Origin of the sequence: Ihubacter massiliensis (genome assembly GCF_024125305.1) — a bacterium.
GTDB classification, from domain to species: domain Bacteria; phylum Bacillota; class Clostridia; order Peptostreptococcales; family Anaerovoracaceae; genus Hominibacterium; species Hominibacterium faecale.
In genome coordinates this window covers 15,529-29,314 of the sequence record NZ_JAMXVH010000001.1, presented here as the reverse complement: position 1 = coordinate 29,314, position 13,786 = coordinate 15,529, and the positions used below count along the sequence as shown (strand labels likewise).

The window sequence follows — 13,786 nt, the reverse complement described above, 5'->3', positions numbered from 1 at the left end:
CGGACAGCCGCCTCTGGGCCCGGCTGTTTTCTTGACTCCGCTTGTTTTTAGTGAGATAATGAAAATAAATATAATTAATTTACTATGAACTAAAGGAGCTCCAACATGCAAAAAGCTTTCGAAATGCTCGATGCCATCTCTGAGCTGGTTTACATCTCCGATATTGAAAGTTACGATCTGCTTTATTTGAATAAACCGGGCAGGGAGAAATTTGGAACCGATTCCTTGGAAGGGAAAAAATGTTATCAGCTGCTGCAAAACAGGGACCGTCCCTGTGACTTCTGCACCAATGACTGTCTAGTTTATGAGGAAGCCTATACTTGGGAATATTATAATCCTTCTGTTAATGGTTACTATATTCTCAAGGACAGTTTAATCGACTGGGAAGGAAAACCGGCCCGCTTTGAGGTTGCTTTCGAAGTCACTGAACTGGAGCTCCAAAAGAAATCACTGGAGCGGCTGGTCAAATCGGCCAGCCTTATTATTGACTGCGCTAAAATTCTTCATCAGTCCCAATCGCTGGAAACAATTGTTAACAAGCTGCTGGATACGCTCGGCAGCTTTTTAGAAGCTGAGCGCGTCTATATTTTTGAAATTCGAGGATTGCGGATGGATAATACTTATGAATGGTGCGCCCCGGGCGTTCAGCCTGAAAAAGACAATCTGCAGGATATGGATATTGATCTCATGAAAAGATGGCGGCCTTCTTTTCATCGTCAAGAATGTGTGGTGATTGATAATATCGATGAAATCCAGGATATTTCGCCGAAGGAATATCAGGTTTTGACCAAACAAAACATACATAGTCTGGTAGCTGCCCCGCTTTTGGCGGATGGTAATCTTCGGGGATATATTGGGGTTGACAATCCTCCGGAAAAAAACATTCAGCATATTCCGCTGATTTTCTCAACAATCAGCTACTTTCTTACTTCCATTATCGAAAAGCAGGAAACCGAAAAGCTCTTGCGCAAACTTAGTTATCAGGATACACTCACCAGTGTCCATAATCGTAATCGCTTTATCAAGGATATCGACAAGCTGAGCGGCCAAACCTGCACCGATATCGGCATTGTTTATGTTGATTTGAACGGGCTCAAAGCAATTAACGATAACCAAGGGCATAGTTACGGCGATCTCGCTTTGACCAACACAGTAACCAAGCTTTCTTCCATTTTTTCGAAGGATCGTATTTATCGCGTCGGCGGCGATGAATTCGTTATTATCTGCAGGCCAATCAAAAAAGATGATTTTGATTCTTGTGTCTGGTCACTGAAAAAGTCCTTTATCAATAATCAGGAGTATGATGCGGCAATTGGCTCCACATGGAGCAGCCAATGTGATAATATACAGCAGCTGATCAGTGACGCGGATGAGCAAAGGTATGCTGACAAGAAAGCTTATTATCGAAAAAATCCTCAGACCAGCCGTTATCGTTATATCAACGATCAATTCTTGGAGCTTAACAACCCGCAAGTTCTTACCAAGTTCTTAGCGGAAGGGCAATTTCCGGTTTATCTTCAGCCCAAGCTTTCTTTCTCCGACCGGAAGCTGGCGGGAGCCGAAGCATTGGTGCGGTATATCGATAAGCATCAGGTATTGGTCGCACCGTCCCAGTTCATCCCGGTTCTGGAAAGCTCCCACTTAATCTATATGCTTGATTTCTATGTATTTCACTCTGTATGCAATATACTGAAAAGGTGGATCGACGAGGGCCAGGAGGTTATTCCCATATCGGTGAACTTTTCCAGATATACGTTGACTCAGACCAACTTTCTACAGAATTTGAAAAATCTCTGGAAATCGTATGATATTTCTCAAAATCTGATTCAGATCGAAATCACGGAAGGATCGGAATCGGAACTTTCTGCGGAAATCGTAACCATTTTAAAAGAAGTAAAGGCCGAAGGTTTTTCCATATCCATCGACGATTTTGGGGTAAAGTACGCCAATCTTTCCCTGTTTACATCCATGGATTTTGATGTGCTGAAAATCGATAAAAGTCTGGTGGAGGATGTTGCCAAAAATACAAAAGCTCAGCTTCTGATTCAAACCATCGTTGAACTGTGTAAAAAACTCGGCATTCAGCTGGTGGCCGAAGGCGTTGAGACGGAAGAGCAGTTCCAGTTACTCGATCGGCTGTCTTGCGATCTTGCCCAGGGCTATCTGTTTAGCAAACCGCTTCCTCTAGATGAATTTACCAAGCGATATCTGGCCGCCATCTAAGCCTCAGGCTCCAATTCCTCCGACTGCTGTCTGCACAGATCTATAAAGCGGTTCATGCCCTCTGTTTTAAATTTATTCTTATGGCAGATCAGGTAAAAATGGCGTCTTAGCTCACGGCCGCAAATGCGGATCTGCGCCAACTCACCGTTTTTCAACTCTTCCTCGACCAAATATTCGGATAAGAGGCAGATTCCCCTGCCGTGCATAACTGCGTCTTTCATGGATGTGATACTATTGCAAATCCAGGCATACTCGGGAGCCGCGCCGTTTGATGCCAAAAGTTCTTCCAGAAGTCTCCTGGTCCCGCTGCCCGCTTCTCTGGCAACAAAGGGCTGCCCGAGAAGCGCCTCCGGCTCCACTTCTTTTTCGGCCAGAGGATGGTCCTTTCTGCAGATTAAGATCAGCCGATCGGCGAGGGCGCTCTCCCTGGTCACTTCCTTTGCCCGGGTAATATCCTGAACAAAAGCAAGATCAAGCTGTGCATCGAGGATCTTGCGTTCGAGCTGGGAACTGTTTCCAACTTCCACCATGGTCCGCACCTGCGGGCATAAAGCCTGATATCGATCCAAAAGGGGATTCATAAAGTAAAAACCCACGGTCGTGCAGGCGCCGATGCGAAGCCGTTCAGAGCTGGAAAGATCGCTCATTTTTTCTTCGATCTGCTCGTTCAGATAAAGGATTTGGCGAACATAAGTAAGCAATTCCCTGCCTGCTCCTGTCAAGTACAGTTTCTTCGAAAGCCGTTCGAACAGTTTTACCTGGTACTGCTTTTCCAGCTCTCCAATGGCCTGACTGACCGATGATTGGGAAATATACAGATGCTCGGCAGCCCTGCTCATATTCATATATTTGCAGACTTCTGCAAAAATCTCCAGGTTTCGAAAGGACATTTCTTTCTCCTATCCATAAGTATTTACTAATGATAACGAAAAGTTATTTGTATTTTACAATAGATTGGTTCTGTTGTAAACTGATGGCAGAAAGGAAAGAGAATGTTTTATGAATAAGGCGTTAATCATTGTCATCGATGGGTGCGCACCTGAATATCTGACCAGGGACACCGCACCGAATATGTTCAGACTGGCGGAAAGGCCCGGCTCCTTTGCAAAGACCGTACAGGGAGCGATTCCAAGCGTTACCAATGTAAACCACGCTTGTATCATGTCCGGCGCTTTTCCGGAAGACACCCATGTGGTGGGCAACTATTATTATGACCCCGCGACCGGCGACCAGGGTTTTATAGAAAGCACCGGCTTCATGAAGGCCCGAACCATCCTGGAAGCATATAAAGCGGCCGGCGGGAAAACATCGCTCCTTACTGTGAAAGGCAAGATTTTGGAAGTCTTCGGGGCAGGTGTGGATATCGGCATCAGCGTGCAAAAGCCGGATCAGGAGCTGCTTGCCCGGTTAGGACTTTCCGTGCCGCCACAGGTACAGAGTCCTGACAGCAGCCGCTGGATTTTCGAGGCCGCTTATCAATGCATCAAAAAAGAAAACCCGGCTCTTGTCTACTGCACGACCAATGACTTTATCATGCACCATTTCCCTCCGGGAACTGATGAGGCGCGGGAGCAGATACGAGCTGCCGACGACTATGTGGCTAAAATTCATGATCTGGATCCATCGCGCCAAATTTACGTTACCGCAGATCATGGCATGAATCAAAAGACAACTCTTATCAACCTCCAAACCATTTCAGATGAGGCAGGCTTTCATATGGTTTGCGTGCCTCCTCTGAAAGACCGCTATATTGAGAACCACATCTATCAGGAGGGCGGTATTCTCTACCTCTATTTGCAGGATCCAAGCGAGGAAGCGCAGATTCTGGAATTGACTGCCTCTCTGCCGGCTGTGGAACAGGTGCTTTCCGCGAAAGAGGCGGCTGCCCTCTACCATCTTCCGGAGGATGACATCGGCGATTTTGTGGCCTTTGCTGCCAAAGATTGTGCCTTTGGGGAGGTGGATCCGCCAATCCTTCATACAGATCAGGTGCGAACACACGGTTCCTTGTATGAACGGACGGTTCCCCTCATTGCCGTCAATGCGGCCGCAGATTCACAAGAATATGCATACAGCAAAGATATTGTCCGGCATTTGCTGTGATAAGCTTTGTTTTCAAATGTATGGATGATCCATCAATACCTTCTACCTTAATATGGCAAAAAGAGCTGTTTCCTATAAAATCAGCTCTTTTTGCTTTCGTTCTTCGGGCTTGAGGATAGAATCTCCCAGCTCCGCTATGGCTTGAGCTTTACCGGGAAGACTGGGTATCATCCAAATTGACATGCCGTTCAGCCCTGAATTTATTTTTCGTTTTGCAGTTGGGGCAGATATAGGATATCTCAAAGACAACAGCCCCGTCCTCTAATTTACCAAGGGCACTCTCCTGAGCAGGAACTGGGATCAAATCGTCTGCCGCATTTCCAGGATATCCTTTATACTCGGTCTCCCACTTAACTTCTTTTCCGCAAACATAGCAAGTATGTTTACCGCCCATTGCTCTGCCTAACATGGCCGATTCCTCCTTTTTCTTTTATCATAACTCTTTTATTAAGTTTTTTCCACAGAAAAAGTCTGATAATTCAAAGTTTATTCCGCTAGAAACTCTTCGATAAAATGCGAAGCAACCGCACCATCCGCAGCAGCCGTCACGATCTGCCTTAAAGGCTTAGTACGGACGTCTCCCACTGCGTAAACTCCAGGTATATTCGTTTTTGTGGACTCATCTGCAATTAGATAGCCGGTAGAATCCATATCCACTTGATCTTTGAACAGTTCTGTATCTGGTACCCGGCCGATCGCTACAAAGATGCCGTCACAGGCAACCTTTGCAATCTTCCCGCTGGTCAGCTCTTCAATCATGGCGCCGGTAACTCGTTTATCATGGAGAATTTCAGTAATCCTGCTATTCCATAGAAATTCCACGCCGCTGTCTTCCAATGCTTTCAAGTATACCTTCGATGCGCGCAGCTGATTTCTACGGTGCACGAGATATACTTTTTTGCATATTTTTGAAAGGAATAGGGCGTCGGCTACCGCAGTATTGCCCCCTCCTGATACAATGACGGTTTTATCCTTGTACATCATGCCGTCGCAGGTTGTACAGTATGCTACTCCCCGGCCGCGAAGCTGCGATTCTCCCGCAAGACCCAATTCTCTGGGAGAAGCTCCGGTGGCTATAATGACCGAACGTGCCAGAATCTCGCCGTCCGTTGTTTGGATCCTTTTGGGCTGAGCTTTCAGGTCTAGCGATAACACTTCGGAAAAAGCGGTCTCTGCTCCAAAGCGCTCCGCGCCTCGCTGCATTTTTTCCGCCAGTTCAAAACCGTCGATGCCTTCATCAAAGCCAGGATAATTATCTACCTGTCCGGTGGTAGCCATCTGTCCTCCTGGAGAAAGCTTTTCCAGTACCAAAACAGAAAAACTGCTCCTGGCGCAATAAAGGGCTGCAGCGTAACCGGCAGGTCCGCCGCCGATAATAACGACATCATATTGCTGTTTATGTTCCTTGGTCATTCTCTCCACCTCCAATTACAAGACGTTGTTTGTTTTCAGCCAGTCGGTGACTTGTGCCCGGGATTGAGGTGCGATGACGGAATCGATGGCTTTTCCTTCTGCAAACAGAATCAGAGTAGGAATGGTTTCCACTTCAAACCGGGCAGTCAGCTCCGTCTGCTCATCAATATTGATTTTACCTACTTGGAGTTTTCCCTCGTATTCTCCCGCTACTTGATCCATTACTGGCGAGAGGCGTTTGCAGTAGCCGCACCATGGGGCCCAGAATTCAATTAAGATCGGGCCTTGTACTTCCAATACTTCTTTGTTAAAATTTTTGTTCGTAATTTCTTTAATCAACATATCCTACATCTCCTTTTTGATTTTTTATTATTCTTCTACTGTTTCATACGGCCAGTCGATGATACCTCCAAAATCATAGACATTTTTGTAGCCGATCTTGACCAATTTGTCAGAGGCTTCCTTGCTTCGAATACCGGTCCTGCAATGCACCAGTAATACGCTATCCAAATCCGGCAGTTCCTGCGGCTGTTCGGTTCCGATTTCCTCATTGGGTACAAGTATGGAACCGGGGATATGGCCTGATTTGTATTCTTCCTCTGTCCGCACATCCACGACTGTAACATTTCCTTCATCCATCATTTGCTTTGCTGTCTCAGCAGTGATCTTATGGTAGGCGCCCGAATTGTCTTCTGTTTTGCCTCCGCCCTCCACAGCGCTGCTGCCACATGCGGCCAGCAACATACAAACCGCAAGAAATAATGCAACCAAGCTTTTTTTCAAATTTTCCATTTCCCCTCCCTTAACTGTAATCATTTTATTTACAGTTCGTATTGTTACTATATCATGTTTCGGGATATTGTCAATAGGTTTTATCATTTTTCTCATAATTCCGATACATTTTATGAGTCTGTTACTTTTATGTCAAAAAATCCGTCAAATGACGGATTTTTATCTAACCTTGCTATTTAAACGATTCCATCCATTAGTTGTGCCTTTAAAAGGGTACAAGATTCTGATTTATTTCTGCTGTCCTGTTCTTATCTGGACAAGCAGTTCCATGTTTCGATACCTTTATTATAAATAGGAGATGAGATTTTAGAACTTACTGAAGATATGTATTTTTTCCGTCGCCCTGTCTCCATAAGAACCAGCTTTTATTTCAGATATGGCTTGACTTCTGTCTCAAGAATGATATCCAATTCATTAGCGTATGCCAGATATTTGTCACATTCTTCATACGTCAACATGTCTGATGAAAGCAGCCCTGTCTGATTGTAGTCATCGTTTACGAACATCTTAGTAAACAGAGCGCCGCACTGTCCCGTCAGATACTGTTCCCCCGTGATCCCTGCCCTCTTGAAGCTTTCTTCACAGCCTGGTGCATAAAGATATGTCTCCACCATTATTTTCTTTCCATCCTTTGTTCCTGTGCATTCCACCACGAAAGCGCCCTCATCTTTTACGAGACCTTCGTCGAGAATCTCTTTGATTTCATTGTAATACTTAGGTGCAGGGGGGAGGTGTGACAGAATCACATCAAATGGGATAAAGGTATGTCCCTTATATGTTTGTTCCTCTCTTTCCAGCAAACCGGCTCGATATAGCGGTGTTGAAAAGTCGATCCCCACTCCTCCATATTTAAAGTTGATGTTCTTTGCTCCTTTGAAGTGGGTATCTTTGTTTAATCCCATATATACCGTCTCATCATGGGCATGTTCCACCAGCGTTACTTCCTTGGCACAGCCCTTGAAAAGTCTCGTCACAGGCAGTGAATGCGGCTCTGTCTCGACAAGCACTCCGTCCTTTAACGCGAATGTAGGATCCGTCATATCCGATAATGCAGTAAACGGCGACCACCAGAACGGCAGAAATCGCTTGGCTTCTACTCCCTCGTATACCATCATCAAGATATCCTCACATGTGTCAAGATATCTCATACTGTTTTTTGCTGCTACGCACATCATCCCCGGCGCTGATCCGGTCCCAATGACGGCCAGCTTTCCCAATTTTCTAAACCTCTTTCCATAGTCATTGTATAGAATCTCTACACACTTAGGCCACCATGGATCGAGTACGTCTGTTGCTGCAAAGTCTTGATAGTTTGCCTTTACTGCCAGCGCTGCTTCCAGCACTTTCGGCGCGAATTTGATCGGAAGTGCATTGATAATAAGATCCGCATCTTGTGCCGCCTTGATAATACTGTCCACCTCGTTGGCATCAACATATGTTCCTTCTGCCTTCTTCAAAATTTTTACGAGTTCGTCTACAGCCTTATGGTCTGCATCGGCACAGATGATTTTTTCGACATTCGGTTCCTCGTCCATTCTCTGCGCTACCGTTGACCCCTGAGCTCCCGTACCTAATACTAATATTTTCTTTCCCATTTCGTTTCTCCTTTTTAATCACATTTATATACAGTTCTTCCATCAAACATTGTCATAACAACTTTATCATCGAGAATTTCTTCTGGCGTCAAATCGAACATATCCTTTTCAAAGGCGATAATATCCGCATACGCTCCCACTTTGATCTGCCCCAGCTTATTCTCCATATGCACTTGATACGCCGCATTGACCGTATAGGCCTCCAAGCATGTTTGCAGGGAAAGCTTCTGCTCCTGCGGCGGAAGGGAAAGCATTTGCGGATCGTTAAAAAATTTCGCATATCTTCGAGTCATCGCTGTTGCTATAGCAAGTCTCGGATCATAACCTACTTCATCAGCGGGTCTGTCGCTTCCCATAGTGATAAGCGCACCTCCATCCATGATCTCTTTTAACATAAATTCCTCTTTCGATATGGAGCCCAGCGTTGTTTCAATTTCCGGATACCAGTAATGCCATCCGCCTGAAGTATTTGCTATGATATTAAGTTCCCCAAACCTTTTGCGGTCTTCTTTTTTTACATACTGCGTATGTGCATTCGTCACTCTCGTATCGCTGAACCCTGCCGCTCTTACGGCCTCTGCGCCTTCAATGGCGGCGCGCGCCGCACGGTCGCCGATGGTGTGTGCATGCAGATCAAATCCCAGCTCTGCTACTTTGGCGTATAGTTTCCGGATGGCATCGCCTTCAAGAATAGGAAGGACCATTTCATAATCATCTATATACTGATAAGAAACACTGGCGGATTTTGTCTCGAAGGTTCCGTCAAGGATCACTTTATAGGTACTGACCCTGCACTTATCATCATCGTAAAGGTCATTAAGTTCGATAAGTTCCTCTAATGCTCTTTCCACCTGTTCAGCCGAATCTACAAACGTGCAGTCGTAGAATCTCTGATAGACTTTGCCTTGGCGTGTCAGTTCCCATGTAACCTCATAAGGCCTGCGGCCCATCCAGTCAAAATTGCCGCAGCCTACCAGAGTCGTTATCCCTACCCGGGAAAATTCATCGGACATTACCTGGTAAGCGTTCTCCAAACTGGCATTGTCAAAAAAGTTAACCTTGCGCAGAATCATATTTTCAGCCTCTGTTTCGACGACATGACCTGTCAGCCTGCCGTTTTCATCTTTTTCAAAGTACTGATATCCTGGTATGGGATCCGGTGTTTCCTCCGTTATTCCCGCAAGTTCAAAGGTTCTGGAATTGACCCAGCAGGCATGAAATCCGCTTCCCATCAGGATAACAGGCTTGTTGGGGCAAATGTCATCCAGCAGTTTAAGAGAATATGGCTGGTTTTCGTCAAATATAAATTCATTGTATCCCGCGCCCACATATGACTCATTATGCGGATTTTGCTCAATTTCCTTTCTCAAAGTTTCCAGCACTTCCTCCAGAGACATCTCCTCGCTGAATTGTATAGCATTCATGAAATATGCCGTCATTGCCGGATGGCAGTGGGCATCAATAAATCCTGGCAGCACCATAGCGCCCTTCATGTCCGCCACTTCTGTCCTTTCCTTCTTAAGTCTAAGAATTTCTTCGTTCGACCCTACCGCCTTCACAATATTCTCCTCTATTGCAACTGCTTCAGCTATTGAATTTTCGGGATCCATGGTGTAGACCACTCCGTTTAATAAAATTTTATCCATAAGTTTCACCCCAATCTTATACAAAATTATGATTTCATTTACTGCGCCCGAGTTTCATCAGCATGTTCGCCTATTGTCACAGTGATCTTTGTCGGCATAGCCATCTTTTGATCTTTTTTAGTAGCTGCCATATAAAGAGTCAGGGAAATGATGACGCAGATCCCTCCTCCTATCAGCAATGCCAGTCTCATAGCTCCAAAATTGCCGAGCAATCCTCCTCCATATACCGACGCATAATATTCCGGACCCCAGTCTCCCTCCATCACGCCGAAGTAAAAGTATCCGACTATTGAGACAAAGCCCATGATGATCATATATTTTGCGATGCGGTAGAGGTCTCCGTAAGCCATCCTCGTTCTCGGATTCTGGGGATATAGCTCTGGATCGCTTTCTGAAAACCCTCCCAAGGTGATTTTTACGATTGGGTATGTAACTCCTACAATCAGCAGGAATATCTGACCATATAGAAAATAATCCATACCATTCATGTAATATGCCAGCACTGCTACGAAGGCCGGAAGTACGGTAACAAGAAACAGTCCAACTCTGCCGCCACCCACAGAATAACATCCGGCTCTGCGCTCCATGGGAATATCTCTTCGTGCTTTGATTATTATTACTGATACAAGAACTTGCGCTACCAGAATCGGGATCACCTGGATTAGAACCAGGGCTTTAAATTCGATCTGCATCATTAAAATGGTTACAATTGCTATAGAAATTACGCCGATATACGGCACCCCACTTTTTCTGGTTACATTGGTGATCCACTTTTTAGGGAACAGCCGGTCGTCCGCGAGTACAAAAAAGGATCTCGAACCTCCGGCCATGTTGGTATTGAAGCTGGATAAAGCGGCAACCATTGCAACCACGACGAAGATGACCTTTCCGGCATCACCAAACCACAATGAAAGAACCGTTGGGAATCCAATTCCCCCCATCTCACCAGGGCTCCACAGTTCCCATTGTCCTACGGAAACAAGTCCTGCTGCTGTCGGAAGCAAATAGGTGAGTGCAGATGCGGGTACGGCCAGTTTCATAGCCTTTGAGATGACCTGCGGATTTGAAATTTCACCGGCCATCAGCGTTATGGCCCCGAATCCGCAATACATCCATATACCAAGCCCTATGCCCATGCTTATACCGGTTAGGATATCCATTCCTTCCGGCATGAATGGCTCAAAAGGACTAAAAGACCAGTTCGAAAATCCGACGACCGAAACGAGAATAAACAGTACCACTACACATACGGCAAAGATCATGCTTACAATGCTTACATCTTTCAGACCCTTGAGATTTATCGCCGTGAAAATTAAGATAATGACCACTTTAATAACGGTTGCTTCCAGCTGGGTCATATCCACGATGGTTGCCAGGTAATTAACCGACATTACGACATAGGTGGAACTGCATACATAGAAGCTTACCGCTCCATTGATTCCCATTACGTAGGACCAGAATTCACCGAGCGTATGCTTGGCCCAGTAGTAATATCCGCCCTCTCCCGGCATAATGGATGACAATTCCGCAGTGCCGAGCACGACCGGATAAGCCCATACGACCGCCATTCCTATGAGAATGCATATCGTCATTCCCGGTCCGCACCCACTCACAATTTCCTCTACTCCAAATGCTCCCGCACTGGCCGTACAGTAAATCATACAGAACACGGAAAATACACTGTACTTGTTTTTTTGCAGACTTGATACTCCGCTGGTTTTTTCAGCCATCTCTACCTCCTTTTCCATTAATCCTATATTATCGTTCTTTCACTTATAAGAATAAACCGTCCTGTACACTAAAGGTCAATTAGTCAAAAAATTTATTTTATTCAAAAACATTAAGTGCACTTGATATTTTGTGATACAATGGAAGATATTATAAAAGGTGGTAGTACTTATGAAGATAGGTGAATTTGCAAAAAAATATAATGTTCCTATTTCAACGATCCGGTATTATATTGAAGAGGGGTTGATAACACCAAAAAAACATGGTGCGCAATACAATTTTAATGAATTTAACGAGTCTGAAATGCAGCTTCTGATTGATCTTCGGGATTCCTCTTTTTCACTGGAAGAAATGCGCCAATTTGTCAACATTTCAAGGATATTTGACGAAAAAGACCCTTTGCGCTGCAAAGAATTGGGTGCTCTCTTTATGAGTAAAAAGAAACTTCTTGCTGAACAAATACAAAGCACAAAGGCGGCTATTGAAACCATCAATCTGAAACTCAGAGAACTTGCATTCAGAGAAACCGTTTTGACCGCATCTGCAAAGACGCCGCTCCTTTCGGACAAGAAAACCGGGCTGCCCCTGAAGTCGCTGTCTTTCATCGTCTGTCCCGACTGTGAGAGCGTTCTTGATATGGATAATGTAAAATTATCCGCAGGCAGCGTAATCTCTGGTTCTATGAGGTGCTCATGCGGTTATGAAGGTTATATCCAGGACGGAATCATTTGTGTGGACAAAAACATCGATCTGGACCAGGATCCTTCATTTTGCGATGACTATTTTATTGATCCGACCACTAGTGAGCATGAGTCGCTGTTTTACGAAGGATTTCTCTCCGCTCCTCAGCGCTATCTGTCTATCAACTACGAAGCCAGAACCTGGCTGAATGAAATCATAATAAACCGAATTCCTCATCCGGATACGGTCCTTTTTCCCGATATCGCTTCTGTGTTTCCATACCTGTACAGCAATGCCGAGTACTTGAAAAATGCAACGATTATTATCATGGGACTATCGAGAGAAACAATCGCTGCAGTTCGCAAACATATTGACAGTCTGCAAACAGATTTGAATATTATTTATATTGTGACCGCCTCCAATAAGCTTCCTTTAAAGAAAAAAAGCATAAATCTGCTGATCGACTATCTGGGTTCATATAATTATGCGTTCTTTTTTAATAAACCGCTCTATGAATATCTCGATCCTTATTTTTCGGATAGTGCATCTATTGCCGGCTGTCTTTGTTATTATAAAACAGGAGCGAAATCTCCCCTGAATATTTCCCGGGAATACAGCCGTGCCATGAATCCCTTTATTACATTATCATCCTATATGGATACGCTTATATTGCACGGATACACGGTCATTGAGGATAAAAAAATTGGATACAATACTGTTTTCTCCGAATATTTTCACTATCATGAAAATGGAGAAAAACAATATTTGCACACCCTTCTTGCCGTCCGCCCAGCAGCGTCGAAGTGATCGCTGCCGGGGGCACGGAAACGTTTATGAAATAAGAGCTTCAAGAGATAAATACAAAAACAGCCTTCCAAAATGGAAAGCTGTTTTTGCGTTTGTTCTTCAGTATGGTGGAGATGGCTTTTTACGCTTTATATCCACAATCGAATTGGGGAAGTACCGACATAAGTGATTGCAACAAGTTCAGCAACTTTGCAAACAAAAAAGCCCCGGAAGGATATCACTCCCCCGGGGCATAGGTATTGGCTATGAGCGTGATGCTTTCTCACGGGCATAGTCCTCAATTTTATGTTTCACCTTTCTTTGATACTCGTATGCTTCGTCGAGTTCGCCGTTTGGCGGCTTTCCATCCAGGACACACCCTACAAGTTCCTTATTCACGCAAAAGGATGCGTTGATCGCCTCCAGCGTCAGCTGCTCCCGTTTGTCCCGGTCCTCTTCCCTTGTCTGGGCTTTCCGTTGGCCGGACTTAATGGCGTGCAGGATCACGCCCGCAATGATCGTCGTGACAATGCTAAATATAGCAGTCAAGGCTGTTTCCATGCTTAAATCTCCCCCTCATGCTCCAGCGTAGCAATGACCTCTTTTTTTGCCCTGGCTTTCTTAGTCACGTCGTTGTCTTTCCACCATGCCCAGAGCGTTGCCAATGCCGCCAGCGCCTCAGAGATCAATTCTGTTGCCCCGTTCTCGTCGATTGGCAATGGAGATAGGCCCCGATTCACAAGGACCATATTGATCCATACTATTACCAATACAAGTGTTCTGATGATTAGGTTTCTTACTTCTTTATTCATGTTCTTC

Annotated in this window: 13 protein-coding genes; 3 read left to right on the top strand and 10 right to left on the bottom strand. The window is 45.0% G+C overall.

The annotated features are described in order from the left end of the window. Positions 1 to 105: 105 nt before the first annotated feature. Entirely contained in the window at positions 106 to 2,223 is a 2,118-nt protein-coding gene (locus tag NIA71_RS00170) for a sensor domain-containing phosphodiesterase (RefSeq protein ID WP_253019341.1), read from the top strand. On the opposite strand, the gene NIA71_RS00165 is transcribed toward NIA71_RS00170, so the two are convergent. After that, the gene (locus tag NIA71_RS00165) at positions 2,220 to 3,113 is read right to left on the bottom strand and encodes a LysR family transcriptional regulator (RefSeq protein ID WP_148396774.1); all 894 of its coding nucleotides are present in this window, start codon (positions 3,111 to 3,113) and stop codon (positions 2,220 to 2,222) included. The genes NIA71_RS00170 and NIA71_RS00165 overlap by 4 nt on opposite strands. A 109-nt stretch (positions 3,114 to 3,222) precedes the next feature. On the opposite strand from NIA71_RS00165, the gene NIA71_RS00160 reads away from it, so the two are divergent. Beyond that, positions 3,223 to 4,326 (top strand): alkaline phosphatase family protein, encoded by a 1,104-nt coding sequence (locus tag NIA71_RS00160; RefSeq protein ID WP_148396775.1) that lies wholly within the window; start codon positions 3,223 to 3,225, stop codon positions 4,324 to 4,326. Positions 4,327 to 4,474: 148 nt separating this feature from the next. On the opposite strand, the gene NIA71_RS00155 is transcribed toward NIA71_RS00160, so the two are convergent. The 7 genes from NIA71_RS00155 to NIA71_RS00125 all read right to left on the bottom strand — a co-directional run bounded on the left by NIA71_RS00155 (position 4,475) and on the right by NIA71_RS00125 (position 11,502). Beyond that, on the bottom strand, positions 4,475 to 4,735 hold the full coding sequence (locus tag NIA71_RS00155; RefSeq protein ID WP_148396776.1) for a hypothetical protein: 261 nt from the start codon (positions 4,733 to 4,735) through the stop codon (positions 4,475 to 4,477). Between the two features lie 77 nt (positions 4,736 to 4,812). Continuing rightward, a complete protein-coding gene (gene trxB, locus NIA71_RS00150) occupies positions 4,813 to 5,739 on the bottom strand; it encodes a thioredoxin-disulfide reductase (RefSeq protein WP_253019340.1) in 927 nt (308 codons plus the stop codon). A gap of 15 nt (positions 5,740 to 5,754) precedes the next feature. Beyond that, positions 5,755 to 6,081, bottom strand: coding sequence for a thioredoxin (trxA, locus tag NIA71_RS00145; RefSeq protein ID WP_148396778.1), 327 nt, complete (start codon positions 6,079 to 6,081; stop codon positions 5,755 to 5,757). Between the two features lie 27 nt (positions 6,082 to 6,108). Continuing rightward, positions 6,109 to 6,522 (bottom strand): rhodanese-like domain-containing protein, encoded by a 414-nt coding sequence (locus tag NIA71_RS00140; protein WP_417448591.1) that lies wholly within the window; start codon positions 6,520 to 6,522, stop codon positions 6,109 to 6,111. A gap of 374 nt (positions 6,523 to 6,896) precedes the next feature. Beyond that, positions 6,897 to 8,126, bottom strand: a complete 1,230-nt coding sequence (locus NIA71_RS00135) for a saccharopine dehydrogenase family protein (RefSeq protein WP_227754638.1) — start codon at positions 8,124 to 8,126, stop codon at positions 6,897 to 6,899. Between the two features lie 14 nt (positions 8,127 to 8,140). After that, entirely contained in the window at positions 8,141 to 9,772 is a 1,632-nt protein-coding gene (locus NIA71_RS00130) for an amidohydrolase (RefSeq protein WP_148396781.1), read from the bottom strand. Between the two features lie 38 nt (positions 9,773 to 9,810). After that, positions 9,811 to 11,502: an APC family permease gene (locus NIA71_RS00125; RefSeq protein ID WP_253019339.1), complete on the bottom strand. Its 1,692-nt coding sequence runs from the start codon at positions 11,500 to 11,502 to the stop codon at positions 9,811 to 9,813. Between the two features lie 169 nt (positions 11,503 to 11,671). Here NIA71_RS00125 and NIA71_RS00120 point away from each other — a divergent pair, with 169 nt between their 5' ends. Further along, a complete protein-coding gene (locus NIA71_RS00120) occupies positions 11,672 to 12,988 on the top strand; it encodes a MerR family transcriptional regulator (protein WP_253019338.1) in 1,317 nt (438 codons plus the stop codon). A gap of 243 nt (positions 12,989 to 13,231) precedes the next feature. Here NIA71_RS00120 and NIA71_RS00115 read toward each other — a convergent pair whose 3' ends face one another. Together NIA71_RS00115 and NIA71_RS00110 are read right to left on the bottom strand one after the other, a co-directional pair. Next, complete coding sequence (locus NIA71_RS00115; protein WP_148399231.1) at positions 13,232 to 13,528, bottom strand: hypothetical protein; 297 nt, start codon at positions 13,526 to 13,528, stop codon at positions 13,232 to 13,234. A gap of 2 nt (positions 13,529 to 13,530) precedes the next feature. Continuing rightward, positions 13,531 to 13,779 carry a phage holin gene (locus tag NIA71_RS00110; protein WP_148399232.1) on the bottom strand — a complete coding sequence of 83 codons (249 nt, stop codon included), beginning with the start codon at positions 13,777 to 13,779 and terminating at the stop codon, positions 13,531 to 13,533. Positions 13,780 to 13,786: the final 7 nt, after the last annotated feature.

Bases quoted from the DNA above. Each gene is read 5' to 3' on its own strand.
- NIA71_RS00170 (WP_253019341.1), top strand. From the start codon at position 106: ATGCAAAAAGCTTTCGAAATGCTCGATGCCATCTCTGAGCTGGTTTAC.
- NIA71_RS00165 (WP_148396774.1), bottom strand. From the start codon at position 3,113: ATGTCCTTTCGAAACCTGGAGATTTTTGCAGAAGTCTGCAAATATATG.
- NIA71_RS00160 (WP_148396775.1), top strand. From the start codon at position 3,223: ATGAATAAGGCGTTAATCATTGTCATCGATGGGTGCGCACCTGAATAT.
- NIA71_RS00155 (WP_148396776.1), bottom strand. From the start codon at position 4,735: ATGTTAGGCAGAGCAATGGGCGGTAAACATACTTGCTATGTTTGCGGA.
- trxB (WP_253019340.1), bottom strand. From the start codon at position 5,739: ATGACCAAGGAACATAAACAGCAATATGATGTCGTTATTATCGGCGGC.
- trxA (WP_148396778.1), bottom strand. From the start codon at position 6,081: ATGTTGATTAAAGAAATTACGAACAAAAATTTTAACAAAGAAGTATTG.
- NIA71_RS00135 (WP_227754638.1), bottom strand. From the start codon at position 8,126: ATGGGAAAGAAAATATTAGTATTAGGTACGGGAGCTCAGGGGTCAACG.
- NIA71_RS00130 (WP_148396781.1), bottom strand. From the start codon at position 9,772: ATGGATAAAATTTTATTAAACGGAGTGGTCTACACCATGGATCCCGAA.
- NIA71_RS00125 (WP_253019339.1), bottom strand. From the start codon at position 11,502: ATGGCTGAAAAAACCAGCGGAGTATCAAGTCTGCAAAAAAACAAGTAC.
- NIA71_RS00120 (WP_253019338.1), top strand. From the start codon at position 11,672: ATGAAGATAGGTGAATTTGCAAAAAAATATAATGTTCCTATTTCAACG.
- NIA71_RS00115 (WP_148399231.1), bottom strand. From the start codon at position 13,528: ATGGAAACAGCCTTGACTGCTATATTTAGCATTGTCACGACGATCATT.
- NIA71_RS00110 (WP_148399232.1), bottom strand. From the start codon at position 13,779: ATGAATAAAGAAGTAAGAAACCTAATCATCAGAACACTTGTATTGGTA.